We start from the raw sequence: 23,996 nt of genomic DNA, 5'->3' as shown, positions 1-23,996 counted from the left end.
TGTTATGTTGCTAGTCGATTCCCATTGTCATCTTGATGGGCTGGATTATCAGTCTTTGCACCAGAATGTGGCCGATGTACTGGCCAAAGCCCGTCAGCGCGATGTCGGTTTTATTTTGGCCGTCGCCACGACGTTGTCCGGATTTCGCGGTATGACCGACCTTATTGGCGAGCGCGAAGATGTGGCTTTTTCCTGCGGCGTTCACCCGCTCAATCAGGATGAACCTTATGATTTTGCTGAGTTGCGCGCGCTGGCGGCGGCGCCGTCGGTAGTCGCACTGGGGGAGACCGGGCTGGATTATTACTACCAGCAAGAGACGATCGCCCGCCAGCAGGCATCTTTTCGTGCGCATATTCAAATCGGTCGTGAATTGAACAAGCCGGTTATCGTACATACCCGCTCAGCCCGCGAGGATACGTTAGCGATCCTGAAAGAAGAGCTGGCTGAGGAGTGTGGCGGCGTGCTGCATTGCTTCACCGAAGATCGTGCTACGGCTGAAGTATTACTGGATATGGGGTTCTACATTTCCTTTTCCGGTATCGTCACTTTTCGCAACGCTGAGGCGCTGCGCGATGTGGCGCGTTATGTACCGCTTGACCGTCTGTTAATTGAAACCGATTCCCCCTGGCTGGCGCCAGTTCCGCATCGCGGCAAGGAAAATCAACCGGCTTATGTGCGCGATGTCGCCGAATATTTATCCGTTCTCAAACAGGTCAGTCTTGAAACGCTGGCAGCCGCAACAACCGAGAATTTCGCCCGTCTTTTTCACATCGACTCGGCACGGTTGACCCTGTCCCGATAGTGGTGAAGAATAGCCGGGTTTTTTTGAGCCTCGTAATTAATCAATGAGATCGCCTGCTGTTTTCAGGATAAAAACTGGAAGCAACAGGTTTTTTTTGGCGATGGATCACAAAGTATCGTGTATGTGATGTGGGTGCTTAGCATTCTTGGTTTGAAACGTGATTGCTATCAAACATTAGTCGGCTCATTTATTTTACTCTGCGTAAAAATTAAAAGGATGTTAATAGCATCCAATGGCGTGAAGGACAATCTCCCCTCCTTCCAGTGATGTATCAGAAAGAACTTCAAGCACTATTACTCAGGAGCACTCTTTATATGTTCAAGAATGCATTTGCAAACCTACAGAAAGTAGGTAAATCGCTAATGCTGCCGGTCTCCGTACTGCCTATCGCAGGCATTCTGCTGGGCGTCGGATCGGCCAACTTTGGTTGGTTGCCTGCTGTTGTATCCAGCGTTATGGCACAGGCGGGCGATTCGGTATTTGCCAATATGCCGTTGATCTTCGCGATCGGCGTGGCGCTTGGTTTTACCAATAACGATGGCGTTTCCGCCCTGGCTGCGGTTGTCGCCTACGGCATCATGGTGAAAACCATGGCTGTAGTTGCGCCGCTGGTACTGCACATGTCGCCGGCAGATATCGCGGCCAATCACATGGCCGATACCGGCGTACTGGGTGGCATTATCGCCGGTGCGATCGCCGCTTACATGTTTAACCGCTTCTACCGCATCCAGTTGCCGGAGTATCTCGGTTTCTTCGCCGGTAAGCGTTTTGTCCCGATTATATCCGGTTTGGCTGCCATTCTGACCGCGCTGGTGCTGTCTTTCGTCTGGCCGCCGGTTGGTACGGTTATCCAAACGTTTTCTCAATGGGCGGCGTATCAAAACCCGGTCGTTGCCTTCGGGGTCTACGGTATCGTTGAACGCAGCCTAGTGCCGTTTGGTTTGCACCATATCTGGAACGTCCCCTTCCAGATGCAGATCGGCGAGTTTACCAACGCGGCGGGCCAGGTGTTCCATGGCGACATTCCTCGCTATATGGCGGGCGACCCGACGGCGGGCAAACTGTCCGGTGGATTCTTGTTCAAAATGTACGGTCTGCCGGCTGCCGCTATTGCTATCTGGCACTCCGCTAAACCGGAAAACCGCGCTAAAGTCGGGGGTATCATGATCTCCGCGGCGTTGACATCGTTCCTGACCGGTATCACTGAACCGATTGAATTCTCTTTCCTGTTTGTCGCACCGATTCTGTACGCTATCCACGCGGTCATGGCAGGTCTGGCTTTCCCGATCTGTATTCTGCTTGGCATGCGCGACGGTACCAGTTTCTCGCACGGGTTGATCGACTTTATCGTATTGAGCGGCAACGGCAGCAAACTGTGGTTGTTCCCGATTGTGGGCTTGTGCTATGCCGCGCTGTATTACACCGTTTTCCGCGTGCTGATCGTCAAATTGGATCTAAAAACGCCGGGTCGTGAAGAGTCTGCTACCGAACAGTCAGCCGAAGGCAATACGGAAATGGCCGCCGCGTTGGTTTCTGCTTTCGGCGGTAAAGAGAACATCACCGACCTGGATGCCTGCATCACCCGTCTGCGCGTCAGCGTCGGCGATGTTGCCAAAGTGGATCAGGTCGGCCTGAAAAAATTGGGCGCAGCCGGTGTGGTTGTCGCGGGTTCTGGTGTTCAGGCTATCTTCGGCACCAAGTCCGACAACCTGAAAACCGACATGGATGACTATATCCGCAATCATTGACGATATCGCATCATGAACAGTAGAAAGGGGCTTAACAGCCCCTTTTTTATTGTCGTTGGTTTTCTGCAGGATAACCGTTTCCCTGATAGGGAAATTTGGCGGTAGGATACGGATAACAATAAAAATCATCACAACATCACGTATTTGATAAGGAAAAAATATGCAGATCGTATCGGAACGGTTGACGCAGATCGCCCGCGTTTTGTTGCAGAAAGCCGGATGTGACGAGAGCGAGGCTTGCTGTGTAGCGGATCATCTGGTATCCGCCAACCTGAAAGGGCACGACAGTCATGGCGTCGGCATGCTGCCGGAATATGTCACCTTCATCAGCCAGGGGATCATGCACCCCAATACGCCGGCGCGACGAGTGCAGGATGCCGGCGCTATCTTGCAGTTTGCGGGCGATCGAGGGTTCGGGCAGCGAACGGGGCGTGATGCCATGCAGGCGGCGATCGAGCGAGTAAAAACTACGGGAGTGTGCCTGATGACGCTGGCGTCAACTTGCCACCTTGGGCGCATCGGTACTTACGGTGAAATGGCAGCGGATGCCGGGCTGATCTCCATTCATTTCGTTAACGTATCCGATATTGCACCGCTGGTCGCGCCGTTTAGCGGCAGTGAGGCCCGGTTCGGCACTAACCCGATCTGTATCGCCTTTCCGGGCAGTGACACTCAGCCGCCTTTTATCCTGGACTTCGCTACCAGTCTGGTGGCGTTGGGTAAGACCCGCGTAGCCTGGCTGGCGGGTAAAACCTTCGACGAGCCCGTCATGTTGGATAGCGCGGGGGATCCCACTGGCGATCCTAAAGTGATGTGGGAAGGGGATAAAACCGGTGCGTTATTACCGATTGCTCGTCACAAAGGCGGCGGGCTGATTCTGGCGGCGGAGCTGCTGGCGGGTATTCTGTCCGGCGGTGGTACGATTCAGCCGGAGAATCCGCGTGAGGGGGCGATCGTCAACAACATGACGACGATTTTGATCGACCCCAGCAAACTGGTGGACATGGCGTGGTTGCAGCAAGAATACGATGCCATGCTGGCGTATGTTCGGTCTTCAAAAGCGCCGAATCCGGCGTCGCCGATCTTGATTGCTGGTGAGCCGGAGCGGCAGATGCGGCAGCAACGGCTAGCGCAGGGTGTAACGCTTTCCGACGGGGAATGGCAGAAAATAGTGGCGGCAGGCATATCGTTGGGGATGGCGGAGCAGGATTTTCAACTGTCATGAAGAGGCTGTGTCGTGGCGGCAAAGAGAGTTGAAAATCATGGGAATTATCACTCATACTGCCACCACTTTGCCTAAGAGCACTTACTTATGAAGGATCCGTATCATGGCTGAAGAAACCATTTTCAGTAAAATCATCCGCCGGGAAATTCCGGCTGACATCGTATATCAGGACGATCTGGTCACGGCGTTTCGCGATATCGCTCCGCGCACGCCAACGCACGTATTGATCGTTCCCAATGTGCTGATTCCTACCGTGAATGACGCTACGCCGGCGCATGAAGCTGCACTGGGCCGCATGATTACCGTTGCCGCGAAGATCGCCGCGGATGAAGGCATCGCCGATGACGGTTATCGGCTGATTATTAATTGCAATCGTCATGGCGGGCAGGAAGTCTATCATATCCATATGCACCTGCTGGGTGGTCGTGCTCTGGGGCCATTGCTGGCAGGTTGATGATGATGCACATTGGTTTGTCGGGTTCGGTCTGGATACTGACGGCGCTCGCAGTATTAACGGGATGCGGCGGCCGCGCCGTCTCGTTGCCCATCAATCCACAACAGACGCTGGTGTGCGACGACGCCGTTATTGCCGCCGGTCTACAGGCGACGGCGCCTACGTTGTCTACTCCGCGGGAACGGGTTCGGGCAACCGCTCGGGTTCGTAACCAGTCCGACCGGGCCGTTACCCTGCATTATCGTTTTTACTGGTACGACGAGCAGGGATTAGAGCGGTTGCCTTACGACAGCGACCACCCGATTACGGTTCCTGCCCGTCAGGACGTGACCTTGACCTCTGAGCGAGTTGATCCGACGGTAAACCGTGTGCGTCTTCACATTTTTCTCTGAGCGTTCCCAAGAGGATGAAAATGAAAAAATATCTTGGCATGGTGTTGATGGCGATGTTGATCGCAGGCTGTAGCAGTCGCGCGCCCCAACCGGAGCAACCGCCGGTCAGGATCGAACCCGTCAGGCCGCAAAAACCGTCGTTGCCGCCGCAATCCGCCGAAAGTCAACCGTTACCCATACCGCCTAAAATTCAGGTGCCGACCCTGGACTGGTCAGCGGCGGTATCGCCGATGGTGGCCCAAATGTTGAAGAGTGACGGCATCGCCAAAGGCAGCATATTGATGCTGAACCGGGTGAAAAATAACACCAACGGTACATTGCAAACGACGGCGGCGACGACTGCGCTTTATGATGCGCTGTCGTCTGCCGGCGCATTCACGCTGGTGTCCCGTGAGCAGTTAGCCGTAGCGCGCCAGTCGCTGGGGTTGTCTGAGGAAGACAGTCTGCAATCCCGCAGTAAGGCGGTCGGTTTGGCACGCTATGTCGGGGCGCAGTATGTGCTGTATGTCGATGCGAGCGGCGATGTGAAATCCCCGGATCTATCGATGCAGCTGATGCTGGTGCAGACGGGGGAAATTGTGTGGTCTGGCAGTGGCTCAGTCCATCAACAATAACGCGCTGACCGCACTTATCGGGCAGATCCTTCCGGCGGCGTCGACCGCCGGTTTTTATTTGGCGCCGGTACGTGGGTTGAGCGGCGAGAGCCAGCGGATTGATTCACCGCTCGGCCGTTGGCTGGCGCGCTCGGACTCTGGCGCAGGCCGACTGATGGGGGTGTGTCGTCGACGCGAGTTTCGTGTGCTGCGGCATGTCGACGGGCAATCTCTGGCGCCGTCGCCGGTGGCATATCGAGACGGCTGGTTGATTGTCGCCTGGATCCCCGGCGTTCCCCTGACGCCGTCCGACATCCCGGCGCGACTGGTGGATGGAACGCTGGCCGACATGCTGGCGCAGTTGCATCATCTGCCCGTATATGGATATCCGCTGCCGTTGAAGGCGCTGCTGGATAGCCACTGGCGGCACATGTCGCCCGCGCGCCGTACTCCTGCGTTGTTGCGTCTGCATCGTCGGTTCATGCGTTCGCCATTGCCGCCGACGCTGCGCTTATCGCCGTTGCACCTGGATATTCATGCCGACAATGTGCTGGCGATTGAGGGCGGTTGCCGGCTGATCGATTGGGAATACGCGGCGGACGGCGATATCGCGCTGGAGTTGGCGGCGCTATATCGTGCGATGGCATCGGAGGCAGCATCATGGCAGACATTTCTGACGGACTATTGCCGCCATTGGCGCGGTATTCCGCTGCCGTTGCTGACGCGCCGTATCGGGCAGTGGCTACCTTGGGTGGATTATCTGATGCTGATGTGGTTTGAGGTTCGCTGGTGCCAAACCGGTGAGCCGGCGTGCCGATGTTCGGCGCAGTCTCTGCGCCAGCGGATGGGGTTGCCCTGGTAGTGTTTTGTCGGTGATACACCGGCAGTACGTCGTGTTTTGCCGGCAATGAGCCGGCAGTATGAAGAATCAAGAGGTGTTTGTGGGCCCATTAATGTTAGATGTCGCTGGCTATGCGCTGGATGCGGAAGATCGGGACGTGCTGGAACATCCGCTGGTCGGGGGCGTGATCCTGTTCAGCCGTAATTTTCACGATGCCGATCAATTAGCCGAGTTGGTACGGCAGATTCGTGAGGCCTCCCGGGAGCGGCTGGTGGTAGCGGTGGATCAGGAAGGCGGACGGGTACAACGTTTCCGTCAGGGGTTTACCGCTTTACCGGCAGCGCAATCCTTTGCCGCACTTAACGATCTGCCGCAGGCGCAGCAACTGGCGGAAGAGGCGGGGTGGGTGATGGCGGCCGAGATGATCAGCATGGATATCGACATCAGTTTCGCACCGGTGTTGGATGTTGGACATCAGAGCGCGGCCATCGGCGATCGTGCGTTTCACGATGATCCTGATACGTTGCTGGCGGTGGCCGGCCGTTTTATTCAGGGGATGCGTCAGGCTGGGATGAAAGCCACCGGCAAACACTTCCCCGGTCACGGCGCGGTCAGTGCGGATTCCCACCAAGAGACGCCGAGGGATGATCGTCCGTTGGCGCTTATCCAGAAACGGGATATGCACATTTTCCGCACGTTGATCGACGCCAATCTGCTGGATGCCGTCATGCCGGCTCACGTCATTTATTCCGACGCCGATCCACACCCGGCAAGCGGCTCGCCATACTGGCTGAAGCAGGTATTGCGACAATCGCTGGGGTTCGACGGCATCATATTTTCCGACGATCTTTCCATGGAAGGCGCGGCGGTGATGGGAAATTATGTGGATCGCGCGCAGGCGTCGCTGGATGCCGGATGCGACATGATTCTGGTGTGTAATCAGCGTCAGGGGGCTATCAGCGTGCTGGATAACCTGCCGTTGATCAATGTAGACCGTCTGATGCGGCTTTATCATCAGAGGAGGTTTACCCGTCGTGAATTGCTTGATTCATCACGCTGGAAGCAGTCTAGTCAAGCATTGACTACACTCAGTGAACGTTGGCTGGCCTATAAGGCTACGTGCTGAACGTCTAACATGCGCGTCGGCCACCGAACCATCGGTATCAGGGGACGTCGGTATCAGGGGAAGGTTATCAGATGATTATCTATTTACACGGTTTCGATTCCAGTAGTCCGGGGAACCATGAAAAAATACTGCAGTTGCAGTTTATCGATCAGGATGTCCGGTTACTCAGTTACAGTACGCTGCATCCCCGTCATGATATGCAACACCTGCTCAAAGAGACGGATAAGCTGTTGCAGCGCGGTGAAGACGAGCGCCCATTGATTTGCGGGGTCGGGCTGGGGGGATTTTGGGCGGAACGCATCGGTTTTTTGTGCGGCATCCGGCAGGTGGTGTTCAATCCGAATCTTTTCCCGCAAGAGAACATGAGCGGCAAAATTGATCGCCCGGAAGAGTATGTGGATATCGCGACCAAGTGCATCGAAAATTTTCGTGAAAAAAACCGCGAACGCTGTCTGGTGGTGTTGTCCAGGAATGATGAAATGTTGGATAGTGCGCGCAGTGCCCGGTTGCTCGGTGATTTTTACAATGTGGTCTGGGATGAAACCGAAACCCACAAGTTCAGAAATATTGCGCCGCATCTCCAGCGTATCAAGACATTTAAAGTGGAGGACGCTGCGTCCTATCCTCATTAAGTGTTAGGGCCGCCGCGGAGGTGATCCTGGGGTGATCCTCTGTGCCGACCCGTTCCCGCCTCGGTCTTTGCCCCCTCCTTATCATCGCGGGTGCCGCCGATTCCGTCGGCGGCATCGCTGTTTCACAGTATGAATCTTCCAGCATCGCCTCTACCCTTGTTGTCACGCCTTCTCTCGCCAGCGCGCTCTGGATAGCTTGATGTTACCGCCGTGCTACGGGACGGTATGTCCGATACTTTCCACCCTATTTTTCATAAAACTCAGCACATTCAATGGGTAATCAAAATCCTGTTGAGATGCGTAACTAAAGTAAATTGATATAAATCAATTTTGGTATGACCAAATGACCTTACATGATATTCTGGCCACAATATCTGGTTTTTATTATTGGAACCCTATGTAATGCAAGGATATTATTATTTCACCTTCCATTAACTATTGGTTCACAAATTTTCAGGGGGTCGTTTTGACATCAGCATCATTGAAAAGAATCGTAGTGGTTGGCGGCGGCGCCGGTGGTCTGGAACTGGCGACCCGTCTGGGTCATAAATTGGGACGCAGGCAGAAAGCTGAAATTACGCTGGTGGATCGCAATCACAGCCACGTTTGGAAACCGCTGTTGCACGAAGTCGCCACCGGTTCATTGGACGATGATATGGACGCGCTGAGCTATCTGGCCCATGCCCGTCATCATCATTTCAATTTCCAGTTGGGTTCCCTGACCCATATCGATCGTGAGTTGAAAAACATCCGTCTGGCGGAGATCCGTAACGACCAGGGCGAGTTGCTGGTGGCTGAACGTGAACTGGCCTACGACATTCTGGTGGTGGCGCTGGGCAGTACCTCGAATGATTTCGGTACGCCGGGGGTTAAAGACCACTGTATTTTCCTCGACAGCCCCAAACAGGCGCGTCGTTTCCACAATGAAATGCTCAACCTGTTCCTGCGTTTTTCCGCCAGCCACGGAGAAAAAGACAAGGTCAACATCGCTATCGTGGGCGGTGGCGCGACGGGGGTAGAGCTGTCGGCTGAGCTGCACAATGCAGTCAAACAGTTGCACAGTTATGGGTTCGACGGGTTGAGCAACGATACGCTCAACGTCACGTTGGTGGAGGCCGGCGAGCGTATTCTGCCGGCGCTGCCGCCGCGTATTTCCGCCGCCGCGCATCAGGAGCTGACGAATATCGGCGTGCGTGTGCTGACCAAAACCATGGTCACTAGCGCCAGTGCCGGGGGGCTAAACACCAAGGACGGCGAATTTATCAACGCGGATCTGATGGTGTGGGCTGCGGGTATCAAGGCGGCTGATGAAATGAAAGAGATCGCCGGCCTGGAAACTAATCGCGTCAATCAACTGGTGGTTGAGCCGACGCTGCAAACCACGCGCGATCCGTTTATTTTCGCTATCGGCGACTGTGCATCCTGCCCGCAGCCCGCCGGTGGGTTTGTACCGCCCCGTGCACAGGCGGCGCATCAGATGGCATCTCGTTGCTACAGCAACATTCTGGCGCTGATGAACGGCCAGCCGCTAAAAGCTTATGTGTACAAGGATCACGGTTCGTTGGTGTCGCTGTCCAAATTCAGCACCGTCGGCAGCCTGATGGGCAACTTGATGCGGGGTTCTGTCATGGTGGAGGGGCGCATCGCCCGTATTGTGTACATTTCTCTGTACCGCATGCACCAGATCGCGCTGCATGGGTATATCAAGACCGGGCTGATGATGCTGGTCGGCAGCATCAACCGGGTGATTCGCCCGCGTCTCAAATTGCACTAAGTCCCTCGCTTGCCTTGCCCGCCGTCCGGCGGGCAATTTCCTGATTTTTCTTGAATATTTTTACTGTTTGACAGCGTAACATATTGAACTAACAGCGAAATAAGGTAAGAAAACTCCCAAATGTGACATTTATGTTATCTGGCTCCTGTTTTGGGCGACTAATCTGATTGAGCGACCTGAGATGATTGGGCAGACTGCATGCGACAGGCGGTGTGGCACATCCGTCCTGTCTGTTTCGGTGGCGGGTTAGCGCGTTTGCGGTAAGCGGCGCAGAGCAATTTGCCAACCGGGATAAACGTGTAGCTATCCATATCAGGAGGTTTCCTGTGAACAAGTCAATGTTGGCAGGTGTAGGCATAGGTATTGCTACATCACTGGGCGTAGCGGCTGTGGCGAGTTTGAATATGTTGGAATCCAAACCGCAGTTCGCGCAGGTGCTGACAGCAACGCCGATCAGGGAAACGGTCAGAACGCCGCGGCAGGAGTGCAATAATGTGACCGTCACACATCGTAAACCGGTACAGGATGAAAACCGGTTGGCCGGGTCACTGCTCGGTGCGGTGGCCGGCGGCGTGTTGGGGCATCAGGTCGGTGGCGGCCGCGGTCGCGATGTGGCGACAGTCGCCGGTGCGCTGGCGGGGGGGTATGCCGGCAATCAGGTGCAGGGGCAGATGCAGGATAATGATACCTATACATCAACCCAGCAGCGTTGCCAGACGGTTTATGACAAAGCGCAGAAAGTGCTCGGCTATGACGTCACTTACCGTATCGGCGACCAGGAAGGCAAAGTCAGGATGGAGCGCGATCCCGGGACCCGTATTCCGCTGGATCGCAATGGCCAACTGGTGCTGAATCAAGCTGGATGATGTTCTATTTTTTAGACTCATACCCGCACACAGGGGTATGAGTCACCTTATTCCCGTTATCCGTGAATCATCACGCACTGCTGCTGTTTGTCATATCTCATCGCGGAACCTGTGTTCAGTCGATGATGGCGTTTCAGTCATAGAGATCGTAATCCTGCACCGGGCAATGTTGTTTGCTGGCGCGGATCCGTTTTACCGACTCCCGGACGATGAGCGTACCGTTCAGCATCATATTTCCTGCGGGGCGACCCGGTTGCAGTAGTTGCAATTGCAGCAGCCGCACGGCTTCACGCCCTAATTCTTCTCGCGGCACCAACACGGAGGTGAGCGGGATATCCTGTACGGCGGCCAGGTTAGCGCTATCCATGCCCATGATGGAAATATCCTGCGGGACGCGCAACCCAGCTTTCAGCAGCGCATTGACCGCACCCACGCACATAAAATCACCGCCGATCAACAGGGCCGTTGGCCAGCAATCCTGCGGCGTGTCGGCAAGATAGCGGCTAACGGCGAGTTCGGCCTCGGAGGTGCTGAACCCTTGCGTCGTAAGCAGGCAGGCATCATCGGAAAATGGCAGGTTATGTTGTTGATAGGCATCGCGGATCCCCGCCAGACGCCATTCCATGGTATAGCGGCGCAGACAAAGCAGCGTGAGGATCTGCCGATGTCCCTGTTCAACCAGATAGTTGGCGGCGAATTCGCCGATGAGCCGATGCGCCGGCGAAACGCCAGCGAGCTTCATTCTGCGGTCAAAGCAGTTGATCAGTACACAGGGTTTGCCCAAATCAGCGGCCAGCGCATGGATGTAAGGATCATCGATACCGATCAATACGGCGCCCTCGGCTTCCGGTGAGGACATCTTTTCCAGAAATAGCGTGACATCACTGTCATTTTCCGCCAGCCCGCAGTATTTCAAACGCACGTCGTAGGCATCGAGCGCATCGTGAATCCCTTGTAAAACCTTGTGATAGAAAATATCGGTACGGCTGTTGAACGCGCGTTCCGGCGCGAACACCGTCAGGCTGTTCATAAAGAGCCGACCGCTGACCAGATCGTCCATCACGCCATACTGCCGGGCCGAGGTCAGTATGCGGGTTCTGGCGGTTTCGCTGGTGTTGGATTTCCCAGCCAGCACCCGCGATACCGTGCTGATGGAGAAGCCGGTTTGCTGGGCAATCTCTCGTATTTTGAGGCTCTTTTTCATTTTGTGATCCGGCTCAATTTGAGAAATGAAAAAATTTTCATCAATCAAAAATCGTTTCAGTACGGTGGGTTAGCGTCTAAGAATGACATTCTGGACGCTATCATGAAAATCCTTGCAAAAAAGTGAGTATCTCCGGCTTTTCAATTTTTCTAGTCTGAGCCGGGCAATAGGACGGGCAAGTGCACGGCTCTCGTATTGTCTGAAGAAATAAAAAATAGACATTCAGGCGCGTTTGAAAAATTTAGAACATCTGGATGGTGAACGACGATCGCGTTTCACTATCGTCTGCCGCAAGGAAAACGTTATGAGTCTCGATGTAAATTCTTCGACTTCCGCTGTTAACCAAAAACGTAAATTCAAGCACTTGCGCTGGTGGATGCTGGCGCTGTTTCTGTTAGGCGTGACGGTGAACTACATCACACGCAACTCGCTCGGTATTCTGGCCCCTGAACTGAAAAGTGTGATGCACATCAGCACTGAACAGTATTCGTGGATCGTTGGTGCGTTCCAACTGGCGTATACCCTGTTCCAACCGCTGTGCGGATGGCTGATTGATGTCATCGGGCTCAAGCTGGGCTTTATGATTTGCGCCACCATCTGGGCGTTGATGTGTCTGTTGCATGCCGGGGCGTCAAGCTGGATCCATCTGGCTATCCTGCGCTTCATGATGGGCGGTGCGGAAGCCGCCGCAACGCCGGCCAACGCCAAGACCATCGGCGACTGGTTCCCGCGTCAGGAACGTCCGGTCGCCGCCGGTTGGGCCGGGGTGGGGTTCTCCATCGGCGCCATGCTGGCGCCGCCGATCATCGTCGTTGCTCATACTACGTTGGGGTGGCAGGGCGCCTTCTTGTTCGCAGGGGTATTGGCGCTGCTGTGGGTAGGGCTGTGGGCGTTTTTCTACCACCAGCCGGAAAAACACCCCAACCTGAGCGCGTCGGAACTGGCTTTTATCCGTCAGGACAATGAACCTGAACCCGTAAAACAGCCGTTCCTGACCGCGCTGAAAACCGTAATGAAGAACCGCCGTTTCTACGGTATCGCCATCCCGGCGTTTATGGCGGAACCCGCCTGGGCGATGCTGAGCTTCTGGGTACCGCTCTATCTGGCCAACGAACGCGGTATGGATCTGAAACAAATCGCCATGTTCGCGTGGTTGCCGTTCCTGGCGGCGGATTTCGGCAGTATCGCCAGCGGCTACCTGACTAAGCTGTACACCCGGCTGTTCGGCTGCTCCCGCATTAATTCGGTGGTGGCCAGTTCAGTCACCGGCGCGTTCATGATGATTTCGCTGGCGCTGGTCAGCATGACGAAAGACCCGTACCTGGCGATTGCGCTGATTTCCATCGGCGGGTTTGGTCATCAGATCATCTCCTGCATGTTGAGCGCCGTAGTGGTTGAATCCTTTGATAAAGGCCAGATGGCGACGGTTAACGGGATGCGCGGCGCCAGTGCCTGGATCGCCAGTTTCCTGTTCTCGCTGGTGATCGGCGTGACCGCCGACAAAGTGGGTTATAACCCGTTGTTTATCGCTATGGGGTTCTTTGATTTGTTTGGCGCGATTTTCCTGATTACGTTCATTGCCGAACGTCGTCAACGCGCGCACTGATATTGAAAATACGGAACGGATGAGCAGCGTATGAAAACATTGAAAAACTGGGAGTTCCATCAGCAGACAGTCGATCGCATCGAGCTGCGCGTCGAAGGAAAACATATCTTTCAACTGTATGTGCTGGCGCCGGGGCTGATGCGGGTGCTGATCAAACAGCACGGTATGCTGCGGCTGAACCGTACCTGGAGCATTGCGCCCGAGGCGGATGTGCCTTGGGAAGGGCGTCGTCGGGACAGTGTCGAGGGGTTTCCGCTGCCAGGCTATGAACTGAACTGGCAGGAAGAGACGCTGTGGGTCACGGCGGATCGGCTACGGGTAGCGATCCATCAGCCGCTGTGGCTGGAGTGGCAATACCAGGCTGACGACGGTACCTGGAAAACGTTGGCGGCTGATCGCTCGACCAGCGCCTATCAGCTAAATGCGCATGGCGACGGTGTGGCGCACTACCAACGGCGTTTCGCTGAAGAACGGTGCTACGGTCTGGGGGAAAAGGCGGGCGATCTCAACCGTTCGGGACGGCGTTTCGAGTTTCGCAATCTGGATGCCATGGGGTATAACGCGGCGACGACCGACCCGCTGTACAAACATCTGCCGTTTACCATCGTCAATCATGATGGCGTCAGTTACGGGGTGTTTTACGACAACCTGAGCTCCACATGGATGGATTTGGGCAATGAGATCGACAACTATCACCAGCCTTATCGCCGTTATCAGGCGGAGGCCGGGGATCTGGATTATTACTTCCTGTTCGGCCCGAAAATTGCCGATGTCACCAAAGCATTCGTGCGCCTGACCGGGAAGACCTGCTTTGGCCCGAAATGGAGCCTCGGCTACAGCGGTTCCACCATGCATTACACCGATGCGCCGGACGCGCAGCAGCAATTGCAGCAGTTTATCGCGCTGTGCCGTCAACATGAGATTCCCTGCGATTCGTTCCAACTGTCGTCCGGTTATACCTCGATCGGCAATAAACGTTATGTCTTCAATTGGAACTACGACAAGGTGCCGCAGCCGGAACGGATGTCGCAGTCCTTCCACGATGCCGGTATGAAGTTGGCGGCTAACATCAAGCCTTGTTTGTTGCAGGATCACCCGCGTTATTTGGAAGTGGCGGAACGGGGGATGTTTGTGCAGGATTCGGAATCCGGTCAGCCGGAACGTTCCAGTTTTTGGGATGACGAAGGCTCGCACCTGGATTTCACCAACCCGGAAACCGTTGCCTGGTGGCAGGAAAACGTCACCCGACAATTGCTGGAAAAAGGCATCGATTCCACCTGGAACGATAACAACGAATTTGAAATCTGGGACGGCGAAGCGCGTTGTCACGGTTTTGGCGAACCGATCACCATTAAGCATATTCGGCCGCTGATGCCATTGTTGATGATGCGGGCGTCGATGGAAGCGCAGCAGCGTTTTGCGCCGGAGCAACGTCCTTACCTGATTTCCCGCTCCGGCAGCGCCGGGATGCAACGCTATGTTCAGACCTGGAGCGGTGATAACCGTACCAGCTGGCAGACGCTGCGTTACAACACCCGGATGGGCGTTGGGATGAGCCTGTCAGGGCTGTATAACGTCGGGCATGATGTGGGCGGTTTCGCCGGCAATAAACCGGATGCGGAGCTGTTTGTGCGGTGGGTGCAAAACGGCGTGATGCATCCGCGTTTTACCATCCATTCCTGGCATGACGACGGTTCAGTGAATGAACCCTGGATGTATCCAGAGGTGACGCCGATGATCCGGGACGCCATCCGGTTGCGTTATCGTCTGCTGCCTTATCTCTACACGCTGCTGTGGCAGGCCAGTGCGGACGACGAGCCGATGCTGCGCCCGATGTTCCTCGACCACGAGCAGGATGCGCGGACTTTTGACGAAAGCGACGACTTCATGCTGGGGCGGGATCTGCTGGTGGCGAGTGTGATGGAACCGGGACAGCGCCGACGTCAGGTTTATCTGCCGGATAACCACACCGGTTGGTACGATTTTTACTGCGGTGACTGGTATCCGGGTGGTCAGACGGTCGAACTGGACGCGCCGCTGGATCGCTTGCCGCTGCTGGCCCGGGCCGGGGCGATGATCCCGGTGTCGGCACGCGAGGCGTTTGTCGAGCAGGCCGCAGACGACCAGCGTGCCTTCCTGGTTTTTCCGTCGCAGGAAGGTTGCCATCAGGGGGTGCTGTTCGAGGATGATGGCGAAACCCATGGGTGGCGTGAAGGCCAGGCGTTGTGGTTGCGTTGGGAGATGCGCTGCGATGCGCAACGCATTGAGGTGACATTTACCCCGCAGGGCCGTTTCTGTCCCGCCTGGCAAACCGTTGACCTACGTTTACCTCAGGGGGAAACGCGGGCGTTGTACATCAATGGTAAGCCGGCTTGTCGTTATGAACTGTCGTTATGATGTGTAGCGATAAACGGTAGCAATAACATCCCGTTATGCCCGGCAGACTCGGCTTGTCGGGCAGTCCATCATGACCGGTTGCCGATGGCGTCAACAATTCCGATGTCATCGGCATCGTTCCGGTACGCCGGTTCGACCGCGTTGTCTGTCATTGTTGAGTTTTGTGCATTTTATTCCTTGAGATGGCCAGGTTAACCCGATGCCGATATTGCGTTTATCAACAGGTAATGAAAGGGTATTATCCTGTTGACTGCATTCGGTTTTGCCAGTGGGATCAGGCCCGGATGCCGTCGGATAGATTGGACGTTTATTGCGGGCTCCGGGAATACTTATGCTGAATCATTCGGACATTCATCGTTATCTCTTACGTATTGGGGTGGAAACCTTGCCAGAGGCGCCGCGCCCCCGGCTTGACGCTCTCCATCTGGCGCACCTTAGGCATATTCCTTTCGAAAACCTCGACGTTATTTTCCAACAGACCATTATCCCCGGCCTGCCGGCCACCTACGACAAAGTCGTCGAGAGACGTCGCGGCGGTTTCTGCTTTGAGTTGAACTACTGTTTTTATGTGCTGCTGAAATCGCTGGGGTTTGACGTCCAGATGCTGGCCGGGCAAGTCTGGAATGAGGAAGGGTTTTATGGACGGCCGTTCGATCATCTGTTTGTGCTGGTAAAACTGCCGCAGGAAACGGTGCTGGCGGATATCAGCTTCGGTGATGCGTTCAGCGTTCCACTGTCGATCGACGGGCAGATATCACATGAGCGTTATGCCAGCTTTCGAGTTGAGGACGACCAGGGGGAATACCGGTTGCTGAAGCGTACGCCGACGCAGAACTGGCAACCGCTGTACAAATTTTCGTTGCAACCGCGACAACTGCCTGAATTCGACGACATGCTGGCCTATCACCAACATTCACCCGCATCGCCGTTCACCCGCAAGGCGCTGTGCACACGATTGACGCCGGAGGGCCGGATAACGCTGTCCGATAATAAATTGATCGTCACGCGGCACGGGCAAAAAACGGAACAGAGAGTAGGCAGTGTCGACGAGTACGTTTATTGCCTGCGGGAACACTTTGGTATTGAACTGCCGGCGGAGTACAACCTGCCGGCATGGTTTGAACGCTGCGACGTGGTAACGCCGCAGGCGTAAAGTTAGCGGAAGAGGGTGTGTGCCCAGCGGGCCAACCCGGCGGTAACGGAACCGAAGTCATCGCCGCTGGCCAGCGGTACGCCCGGCAGGCTTTGCGTAATGGCGGTACGCAGCAGCGGTGAACGGGCGCTGCCGCCGGTCAGGTAGATGATGTCCGGCTTGGTGTGACTGATTTCCTGTACGCGCTCCAGTTGCAACCGGATATGCTCCAGCGGCTGCTCGATGGCGTCCTGCAACTGTCCGACGCTGATTTGCGTGCTCAGCGCATCGTCGATGAAAGACAGCGTGGCCTGCGAATGCTGCTGTTCCGACAGCGCGATTTTCTGCTCTTCCGCCAGCCGAACCAGCCGGTAACTCAGCCGTTGCCGCCATACCGTCAACAGATGTTGCACTTGCGCCGGTTCCCGCGCCGTTTGCACCAGTTCGCGCAGCAGTTTACCGCAGGCTGCGCTGTAGAATTCGTGTTGCGCCGGTACATCGTTGATGGCGACCGCGTTCCACCATGGCAACACCGGCAGCGCAGTGCCTTTTTCCGTGATGCCGTTCATCCCGAGCAATGGGCACAACTGTCGGAATGCCAGCATGATGTCCAGATCGTTACCGCCGACCCGGCAGCCGCTGTGGCCCAGCAGACTTTCGGTGCGCTCGCGCCGATTCATCCAGTTCGGCCCCATCAGCAGCATGGAACAGTCGGTGGTTCCGCCGCCGATATCCACTACCATCACCCGTTTTTCCTGTTCGAGCGTCGCTTCAAAATCCAGGCCGGCGGCCACGGGCTCGAACTGGAAAGCGACTTGCCGGAAACCTGCACGCGCGGCGGCGCGGGCCAGAATGCCCTGAGCCTGCCGGTTGGAGGTTTCACCGCCCATCCCCTGAAAGTTGATCGGCCGTCCAATCACGGCGTGCTCGATCGGTTGGTCGAGGTGTAGCTCCGCTTGTTGACGGATATGCAGCATCATCGCGCACACCAGATCCTCAAACAGCGCTACCTGCTGAGCTTTCAGCCCAATGGCCCCCAGAAAAGACTTGGGCGATTTGACGAACCACACCTCCTCTGGATCATCCATATAGTGCGCCAGTGCGGTCAGGCCGAATTTCACACTGTCGGTCGTTACCCGAATATCCTCTTCCAGGTTGTGTGCGATGGCGCGCTTTAATAATTGTGCGTTTTCACCGTCTGCCGGTACCTGATGGCTGCGCCACAGCCATTCGCTGATAGCTTCGCGTCCCGGCCCGCACAGCATCGAGGGTAGGTAGGGCGACGGCCCCTCCAGCGGCAACAACCGCGGTATACCCCGTTCCATGACCGCCACCGAGCAGTTGGCGGTTCCGTAGTCAAAACCTACAAACATCATAAAATCCCCATGCCAATAGAGAAGGGGGCGGAATTTAGCGCCTGGCGCAGGGGTTGTAAAGATGCTGTACGGTAAAAACCCGTGTTCGCACGGGATGTCGTTTGCCGGAAAGGACAGCGCAAGCGCGTTGCCGGGTGATGGAATCTGAATGGATAACGGGCGATGGCAGAATCTAGACGCCAATGGGGGAAATGAAGTCATACCCCCGCGTTGAACCTATGGCGGGAGTATAATCACGCACGATTTCTGTTATGGAGCAACTGACGATGAATGACGAACAACAGCGGTTTCTGGCGTGCTATTTACAGACATTGACGGCTGATGAGCGCAATGCGATCCCCCGTATTCTGGCGGAGCATTTTTGTGCCGATGAAACCCATGCCAATTTATGTGCCGACCTGATTTTGACAGGGAAAAAACGTGCCTCTTGCAGCCTGAAAGCGGCATGGGAGCATGACAATCAATCGTTACCGCAGGTCGGCCAGTTGACGGTAGTGCTGGACTGGGCGCAAAAACCGGTTTGTATTATTCGGATGACCGAGGTGTGTCTTTGCCAATTCGACCAGGTCACGCCGGAGTTTGCCGCCCTGGAGGGTGAGGGCGACGGCAGCTATCTCTGGTGGCTGAAGACGCACCTCACGTTTTTTACCGACTACGCCACAATGAGCGGTGTTCAGTTTGATACGTCGTCGGATTTGGTGCTGGAGTATTTCGAGCGGGTTTATCCGTGATGCGGCTATGATCAGCCCCGCTCTACGATTTTTGTAGCCAGGTTTTCACCAATTCATCGAAGGGTAAGGGGCGTGAAAAAAGGTATCCCTGCAGGTAATCGATATTTTTTTCTGACAGAAACTCAGCCTGGAATTCGGTTTCCACGCCTTCTGCAATGGTTTTCAGATTCATGTTTTGGGCCAGATCGATGACGCAATTTACCAACGGGGTCGACTGGGAATTTTCATTGATCATGCTGATAAACGATTGGTCGATTTTTATCAGATCGGCCTGCAATTGCCGCAGATAATCAAAATTGGAATACCCGGTACCGAAGTCATCCAGCGCAATCAATATTCCCGCTGCCTTGAGATTTTGGAAAAAACGCAGGGTTGTGGGGGTAATTTCAATTTTTTCGCGCTCGGTAATTTCCACCATCAAGCGTATTTTTCGGGTGCCCAAGGCATCAATAAAGTACTTGCAGTCGTCAATAAATTTTTCGTACTGGCAGTGTTGGGCGCTGATGTTTATCCCGATATGCAAATCATCGGGCAGCATGTCCTGACAGGAAATAAGATCGTTAATCACACGGTCCATCAGCAAGCGGGTCAACGGAATAATTAGGCCGCTCTGTTCGCTGAGGGGAATAAATACATCCGGTGGAATAAAACCCGTTTTAGGGTGATGCCAGCGAGCTAGCACTTCAACACCGTAGAGTTCGCGCGATTCGGTGGAGATAACCGGCTGGTAGAACGGCACAATTTCCTGATTACGAATGGCACGTTTCAGCGCTTCTACCGGGGAGGTAATGCGCGACGTGTATTTGTAAGCCAGCATGCCGGAGCCCAGCGCAATCAGGAATACAATCAACAGCGTCATTTTTTCCTGATCCCAGAAGTCGACGAGCGTGTAATTGTCATCGGCGGCATACAGGATGGAAAAATAATAATGCCGGGAAGGTACCTCGACGTAATTAGGGAGTGTGCGTTCATCGAACGGCTCGACCATGCCGTCCCGGGATAGCCAGGTTGAGCCAACGCGCAAATACAGATCACGTTGTTTACTCAGCGAATTGAGAATATTGAACAAGTGGATACCATGAATACCTGCAGCGACGCTGCCGTTTTCCGTGGTTTCCATATACATCACCAACGGTTTGTTGGGGGTCACGGAGTTCCCCGGCAGCAAGGCCAGTTGACCTTTGTAAAAGCGTTCAAGCGCCGCCGGACGGTTATCAACCCCAAATAATGATGAACAGTAAACGATATCGTTTCTCACCAGGCTGATTGTACGGAGATAATTTTCGATAGCGGCCAGCAAGTTCAGTTTTCTGATGACTACCGTATCGCAGGGCACCGTCAACAGCGTTTTTCCAAGATTCACTACCCGCTGCGCATCGTTAAAGATCGTTTCAATATCGCCGACAGCCTTCACCGCACTGGCGTTGGTATCCTGTATATCTGATTGATAATTATGGTAATAGATAGCACCGCAGCCGATGGCTAACATCGCTAAAAATGTCAGAATAGCGACTAATCTGCGCATTTGCATCTTGCCTTCTTTATCTTCATCGCTTTTACATATCGGCGTGGCTACTCTCAATTTTAGAGCAGAGCATAAAATCAGCTTAGGTGGAACCGGTATGCTGCGCCATATCGTTAAGTAATTCAGTGACAAATGTCAGCCGCTGCTGTCTATCGCCTTGTTCCCGAATAAATTTCAGACGGGTCGGGCCATCCAGACGATAGACGCTCGGGTTGCGCTGCAACAAACCGATCAGGTGCATCGGATCGACACGGTTATGCTGGCTGAACTCGACGAAACCGCCCTTATCGTTACCTTCTATCCGTTTGATCCCCAGTGATTGTGCCTGCTGGCGTAGCCCGGCTATTTGCAGCAGGTTGCGGGCGGCATCCGGCAGTTTGCCGAAACGGTCGATCAGTTCAACCTTCAGATCATCCAGCTCGTCGTCGCTATGGGCGCTGGCGATGCGCTTGTAAAACGACAGGCGGGTGTTGACGTCTGGAATAAAATCGTCGGGCAGCAGGGCTGGCAGACGCAGCTCCACCTCCGTCTGACTGCTGATCAAATCCTCCAGTGACGGCTCGCGCCCGGCCTTGAGTGATTCCACCGCGCTTTCCAGCAGTTCCATGTATAACGAAAAGCCCACGCTTTCCATCTGGCCGCTTTGGTCTTCCCCCAGCAGCTCGCCGGCGCCGCGGATCTCCAGATCGTGGGTGGCGAGGGCAAAACCGGCACCCAGATCCTCCAGCGAAGCGATGGCCTCCAGCCGTTTGTGGGCATCGGCGCTCATGGTTTTGGGATTCGGGGTCAGCAGATAGGCGTAAGCCTGATGATGTGAACGACCGACGCGGCCGCGCAACTGATGCAACTGTGCCAGACCGAAATGGTCGGCCCGCTCGATGATGATGGTGTTGGCGCTGGGAATATCGATGCCGGTCTCGATAATGGTGGTGCACACCAGCACGTTGAAACGCTGGTGATGGAAGTCGTTCATCACTCGTTCCAGATCGCGCTCGCGCATCTGACCGTGGCCGATGGCGATGCGCGCTTCCGGCACCAATTCCTCCAATCGCTGCGCGGCTTTGCCGATATTTTCCACATCGTTGTAGAGGTAATAAACCTGACCGCCGCGCAGGATCTCACGCAGAACGGCTTCACGCACCACCAGACTGTCGTACTCGCGCACAAACGTTTTGACCGCCAGACGGCGGGCCGGTGGCGTAGCGATGATGGACAGATCGCGGATGTTGTGCATGGCCATGTTCAGCGTGCGGGGGATCGGCGTCGCCGTTAAGGTCAGAATATCCACATTGGCGCGCATGGCTTTGATGCGTTCTTTGTGCCGCACCCCGAACCGGTGTTCTTCATCGACGATCAACAAGCCCAAATCACGCCAGTGGACGTCGCTTTGCAACAGCTTATGGGTGCCGATCAGAATATCAACCTTCCCCTCCTGCGTTTCCTCCAACACTTGCGTTTGCTCACGCTGGCTGCGGAAACGGGACAGCATTTCTATCCGTACCGGCCAGTTGGCGAAGCGGTCGCGGAAGTTGTCGTAGTGTTGCTGAGCCAGCAGCGTGGTGGGAACCAGCACGGCCACCTGTTTGTGGTTCTCCACCGCCAGAAAAGCGGCGCGCATCGCCACCTCTGTTTTGCCGAAACCGACGTCGCCGCACACCAGGCGATCCATGGCCAGCGGCTGACACATGTCGCTCAGCACCGCGTTGATGGCCTGTTCCTGATCCGGCGTGGTTTCAAACGGAAAGCTTTGACAAAACAACTGGTATTGCTCGCGGTTGTGTCGGAAGGCAAAGCCGCTTTTGGCTGCCCGTTGGGCGTAGACATCCAGCAGTTCAGCGGCGACGTCGCGCACTTTCTCGGCTGCTTTTTGTCGGGCGCGCGCCCAGGCGTCACCGCCCAGTTTGTGCAGCGGCGCGTTGTCTTCGGCGCCGCCTGCGTAACGGCTGATCAGGTGTAGCGAGGAGACCGGCACATACAATTTATCTTCGCCGGCGTAGTGCAGGATCAAATATTCGGCTTTCACGCCGCCCGCTTCCAGGGTGGTTAATCCTACATACCGGCCAACGCCATGCTCCAGGTGTACCACTGGCTGGCCGGGGCGCAGCTCCGCCAGATTGCGGATCAGCGTATCGGCGTTGATGGTACGGCGGTTATCCTGCCGACGGCGATTGATGCGCTCACCGAGTAAGTCGCTCTCGCAGATTAGCGCCCGCCGGCGCAGCGTATCGATGAAGCCGTGTTCGCTGGCGCCGATCGTCAACGAGAATCGCGCGCTTGCAGCCAGACGCGGGATCGCCATCGGTACGATCTTGATGCGAGATAGCAACTCTTGCAACGTTTCACGGCGCCCTTCGCTTTCTACGGAGAAAATGATCTGGCCGTCGAACTGTTCGGTAAACTGGCGTAATGCATCCAACGGTGATTTGTTCTGATGACGGATCGCCAGATCGGGCAGGGCTTCATAGCCCAGATTTACGTGAGCCACTTTTTTCGGCAGGGTCTCCTGGCGCAACTGGACGCGCGGCCAGGGCTTCAGTTCAGCGAACAGCGCATCCACCGGCAGCCAGAGATCATCCGGCGGCAGTAACGGACGCATCGGGTCAATGCGTCGGCTTTGGTAGCGCTGCTGGATATCCAGCCAGAAACGTTCGGCGCTACTCTGAATGTCGCCGGTGTTAACCAGCAACGTACCGGCGGGCAGATAGCTGAACAGAGTTGGCAGCGGTTGGCTGAAAAACAGCGGCTGCCAGTATTCGATCCCGGCAGGGAGAATGTTTTTGCTCACCAACTGGTAGAGATGGTCGGCATCCCGGCGTACCTCGAACCGCTCGCGCCATTGGCTGCGGAACAGTTCTACCGCGTTTTTTTCGGTGGGGAATTCCCGGGCGGGCAGCAGGTTGATGTGGTCAACTTCGTTCAGCGTTCGCTGAGTATCGACATCGAACAATCTTAAACTGTCGATTTCATCGTCAAAAAAATCAATGCGGAATGGCTCTTCACTCCCCATCGGGAACAGATCGAGCAGTGCACCGCGAGTGGCGAATTCACCGTGCTCCATCACCTGATCGACGTTGCGATAGCCGGCTTGTTCCAACTGGCTGCGCAATTTGTCCCGCGATAACCGCTGCCCTTTTTTCAACACCAACGCATGCCCATGCAGGAAGGTATGCGGACACACTTTCTGCATCAGGGTGTTGACCGGTAGGATCAGCACGCCGCGCGTCAGCGTGGGCAATTGGTAGAGGATGGACAGACGGGCGGAGATGATTTCCTGATGCGGGGAAAAACTGTCATAGGGCAGGGTTTCCCAATCGGGCAACGTCATGATCGGCAATTCGCTGAACTGTTGGATTTCATCCCGCAGTCGCAGCGCATTCTGCATGTCTGGTGCAATCAGCACCACCAGTCCGGTATGGCGTTCAATGATTTCCGCGCATTCAACGGCGCAAGCGGCGCCGGTAAGCTGGCCTAGCAGACGTTGTTCGCCTGCATTGGCAGGTAAGGAGTAGCGATATTGTTCAGGCATTATCCAGTTATCAGCGCTTGCCCTCGTCTCAACTAAGAAAAAGCCG

General features: G+C 55.4%; 19 protein-coding genes. 15 read left to right on the top strand and 4 right to left on the bottom strand.

The window, feature by feature from the left end; all coding sequences use genetic code 11:
- Nucleotides 1-4: 4 nt before the first annotated feature.
- The 11 genes from HEP82_RS14105 to HEP82_RS14055 all read left to right on the top strand — a co-directional run bounded on the left by HEP82_RS14105 (nt 5) and on the right by HEP82_RS14055 (nt 10,453).
- Nucleotides 5-802, top strand: coding sequence for a metal-dependent hydrolase (locus HEP82_RS14105; protein ID WP_192458661.1), 798 nt, complete (start codon nt 5-7; stop codon nt 800-802).
- 314 nt (nt 803-1,116) lie between these two features.
- Nucleotides 1,117-2,550: a PTS glucose transporter subunit IIBC gene (ptsG, locus tag HEP82_RS14100; protein WP_192458660.1), complete on the top strand. Its 1,434-nt coding sequence runs from the start codon at nt 1,117-1,119 to the stop codon at nt 2,548-2,550.
- Between the two features lie 160 nt (nt 2,551-2,710).
- Nucleotides 2,711-3,775 carry a malate/lactate/ureidoglycolate dehydrogenase gene (locus tag HEP82_RS14095; protein ID WP_192458659.1) on the top strand — a complete coding sequence of 355 codons (1,065 nt, stop codon included), beginning with the start codon at nt 2,711-2,713 and terminating at the stop codon, nt 3,773-3,775.
- Nucleotides 3,776-3,878: 103 nt separating this feature from the next.
- Nucleotides 3,879-4,229, top strand: a complete 351-nt coding sequence (gene hinT, locus HEP82_RS14090) for a purine nucleoside phosphoramidase (RefSeq protein ID WP_012765216.1) — start codon at nt 3,879-3,881, stop codon at nt 4,227-4,229.
- Complete coding sequence (locus HEP82_RS14085; protein WP_192458658.1) at nt 4,229-4,621, top strand: YcfL family protein; 393 nt, start codon at nt 4,229-4,231, stop codon at nt 4,619-4,621. Before hinT ends, HEP82_RS14085 begins: the two co-directional genes overlap by 1 nt.
- A gap of 20 nt (nt 4,622-4,641) precedes the next feature.
- A complete protein-coding gene (gene lpoB, locus HEP82_RS14080) occupies nt 4,642-5,235 on the top strand; it encodes a penicillin-binding protein activator LpoB (RefSeq protein WP_192458657.1) in 594 nt (197 codons plus the stop codon).
- The gene (locus HEP82_RS14075) at nt 5,213-6,076 is read left to right on the top strand and encodes a phosphotransferase (RefSeq protein WP_192458656.1); all 864 of its coding nucleotides are present in this window, start codon (nt 5,213-5,215) and stop codon (nt 6,074-6,076) included. Before lpoB ends, HEP82_RS14075 begins: the two co-directional genes overlap by 23 nt.
- A gap of 79 nt (nt 6,077-6,155) precedes the next feature.
- Nucleotides 6,156-7,181, top strand: a complete 1,026-nt coding sequence (gene nagZ, locus HEP82_RS14070) for a beta-N-acetylhexosaminidase (protein ID WP_192458695.1) — start codon at nt 6,156-6,158, stop codon at nt 7,179-7,181.
- 71 nt (nt 7,182-7,252) lie between these two features.
- Entirely contained in the window at nt 7,253-7,813 is a 561-nt protein-coding gene (gene ycfP, locus HEP82_RS14065) for an alpha/beta hydrolase YcfP (RefSeq protein ID WP_192458655.1), read from the top strand.
- 466 nt (nt 7,814-8,279) lie between these two features.
- Nucleotides 8,280-9,587, top strand: a complete 1,308-nt coding sequence (locus HEP82_RS14060; RefSeq protein ID WP_192458654.1) for an NAD(P)/FAD-dependent oxidoreductase — start codon at nt 8,280-8,282, stop codon at nt 9,585-9,587.
- Nucleotides 9,588-9,913: 326 nt separating this feature from the next.
- Entirely contained in the window at nt 9,914-10,453 is a 540-nt protein-coding gene (locus tag HEP82_RS14055) for a glycine zipper 2TM domain-containing protein (RefSeq protein ID WP_192458653.1), read from the top strand.
- A gap of 133 nt (nt 10,454-10,586) precedes the next feature.
- Here the strand turns inward: HEP82_RS14055 and HEP82_RS14050 are convergent, their stop codons facing one another.
- Nucleotides 10,587-11,657: a LacI family DNA-binding transcriptional regulator gene (locus HEP82_RS14050; RefSeq protein WP_192458652.1), complete on the bottom strand. Its 1,071-nt coding sequence runs from the start codon at nt 11,655-11,657 to the stop codon at nt 10,587-10,589.
- A 304-nt stretch (nt 11,658-11,961) separates the two neighbouring features.
- Between HEP82_RS14050 and HEP82_RS14045 the strand changes: the two genes are divergently transcribed.
- The 3 genes from HEP82_RS14045 (at nt 11,962) to HEP82_RS14035 (ending at nt 16,813) form a co-directional block, all read left to right on the top strand.
- The gene (locus HEP82_RS14045; protein WP_192458651.1) at nt 11,962-13,263 is read left to right on the top strand and encodes an MFS transporter; all 1,302 of its coding nucleotides are present in this window, start codon (nt 11,962-11,964) and stop codon (nt 13,261-13,263) included.
- Between the two features lie 30 nt (nt 13,264-13,293).
- Nucleotides 13,294-15,660, top strand: coding sequence for a glycoside hydrolase family 31 protein (locus HEP82_RS14040; protein ID WP_192458650.1), 2,367 nt, complete (start codon nt 13,294-13,296; stop codon nt 15,658-15,660).
- 331 nt (nt 15,661-15,991) lie between these two features.
- Nucleotides 15,992-16,813: an arylamine N-acetyltransferase family protein gene (locus HEP82_RS14035; RefSeq protein ID WP_192458649.1), complete on the top strand. Its 822-nt coding sequence runs from the start codon at nt 15,992-15,994 to the stop codon at nt 16,811-16,813.
- Between the two features lie 2 nt (nt 16,814-16,815).
- On the opposite strand, the gene yegD is transcribed toward HEP82_RS14035, so the two are convergent.
- Nucleotides 16,816-18,165 (bottom strand): molecular chaperone, encoded by a 1,350-nt coding sequence (gene yegD / locus HEP82_RS14030; protein ID WP_192458694.1) that lies wholly within the window; start codon nt 18,163-18,165, stop codon nt 16,816-16,818.
- 254 nt (nt 18,166-18,419) lie between these two features.
- On the opposite strand from yegD, the gene HEP82_RS14025 reads away from it, so the two are divergent.
- A complete protein-coding gene (locus HEP82_RS14025; protein WP_225622472.1) occupies nt 18,420-18,899 on the top strand; it encodes an ASCH domain-containing protein in 480 nt (159 codons plus the stop codon).
- 22 nt (nt 18,900-18,921) lie between these two features.
- Here HEP82_RS14025 and HEP82_RS14020 read toward each other — a convergent pair whose 3' ends face one another.
- On the bottom strand, nt 18,922-20,430 hold the full coding sequence (locus HEP82_RS14020; protein ID WP_331252926.1) for an EAL domain-containing protein: 1,509 nt from the start codon (nt 20,428-20,430) through the stop codon (nt 18,922-18,924).
- Between the two features lie 76 nt (nt 20,431-20,506).
- Nucleotides 20,507-23,950, bottom strand: a complete 3,444-nt coding sequence (mfd, locus tag HEP82_RS14015; RefSeq protein WP_192458648.1) for a transcription-repair coupling factor — start codon at nt 23,948-23,950, stop codon at nt 20,507-20,509.
- Between the last annotated feature and the right edge of the window lie 46 nt (nt 23,951-23,996).

The sequence above is a fragment of the Musicola keenii genome, from assembly GCF_014855505.1.
Taxonomy (GTDB): Bacteria; Pseudomonadota; Gammaproteobacteria; order Enterobacterales; family Enterobacteriaceae; genus Musicola; species Musicola paradisiaca.
This window is presented reverse-complemented; position numbering and strand designations above follow the sequence as displayed.

Excerpts from the sequence above, each read along its gene's own strand:
- HEP82_RS14105 (WP_192458661.1), top strand. The coding sequence starts at position 5 with ATGTTGCTAGTCGATTCCCATTGTCATCTTGATGGGCTGGATTATCAG.
- ptsG (WP_192458660.1), top strand. The coding sequence starts at position 1,117 with ATGTTCAAGAATGCATTTGCAAACCTACAGAAAGTAGGTAAATCGCTA.
- HEP82_RS14095 (WP_192458659.1), top strand. The coding sequence starts at position 2,711 with ATGCAGATCGTATCGGAACGGTTGACGCAGATCGCCCGCGTTTTGTTG.
- hinT (WP_012765216.1), top strand. The coding sequence starts at position 3,879 with ATGGCTGAAGAAACCATTTTCAGTAAAATCATCCGCCGGGAAATTCCG.
- HEP82_RS14085 (WP_192458658.1), top strand. The coding sequence starts at position 4,229 with ATGATGATGCACATTGGTTTGTCGGGTTCGGTCTGGATACTGACGGCG.
- lpoB (WP_192458657.1), top strand. The coding sequence starts at position 4,642 with ATGAAAAAATATCTTGGCATGGTGTTGATGGCGATGTTGATCGCAGGC.
- ycfP (WP_192458655.1), top strand. The coding sequence starts at position 7,253 with ATGATTATCTATTTACACGGTTTCGATTCCAGTAGTCCGGGGAACCAT.
- HEP82_RS14050 (WP_192458652.1), bottom strand. The coding sequence starts at position 11,657 with ATGAAAAAGAGCCTCAAAATACGAGAGATTGCCCAGCAAACCGGCTTC.
- HEP82_RS14045 (WP_192458651.1), top strand. The coding sequence starts at position 11,962 with ATGAGTCTCGATGTAAATTCTTCGACTTCCGCTGTTAACCAAAAACGT.
- HEP82_RS14040 (WP_192458650.1), top strand. The coding sequence starts at position 13,294 with ATGAAAACATTGAAAAACTGGGAGTTCCATCAGCAGACAGTCGATCGC.
- HEP82_RS14035 (WP_192458649.1), top strand. The coding sequence starts at position 15,992 with ATGCTGAATCATTCGGACATTCATCGTTATCTCTTACGTATTGGGGTG.
- yegD (WP_192458694.1), bottom strand. The coding sequence starts at position 18,165 with ATGTTTGTAGGTTTTGACTACGGAACCGCCAACTGCTCGGTGGCGGTC.
- HEP82_RS14025 (WP_225622472.1), top strand. The coding sequence starts at position 18,420 with ATGGAGCAACTGACGATGAATGACGAACAACAGCGGTTTCTGGCGTGC.
- HEP82_RS14020 (WP_331252926.1), bottom strand. The coding sequence starts at position 20,430 with ATGCAAATGCGCAGATTAGTCGCTATTCTGACATTTTTAGCGATGTTA.
- mfd (WP_192458648.1), bottom strand. The coding sequence starts at position 23,950 with ATGCCTGAACAATATCGCTACTCCTTACCTGCCAATGCAGGCGAACAA.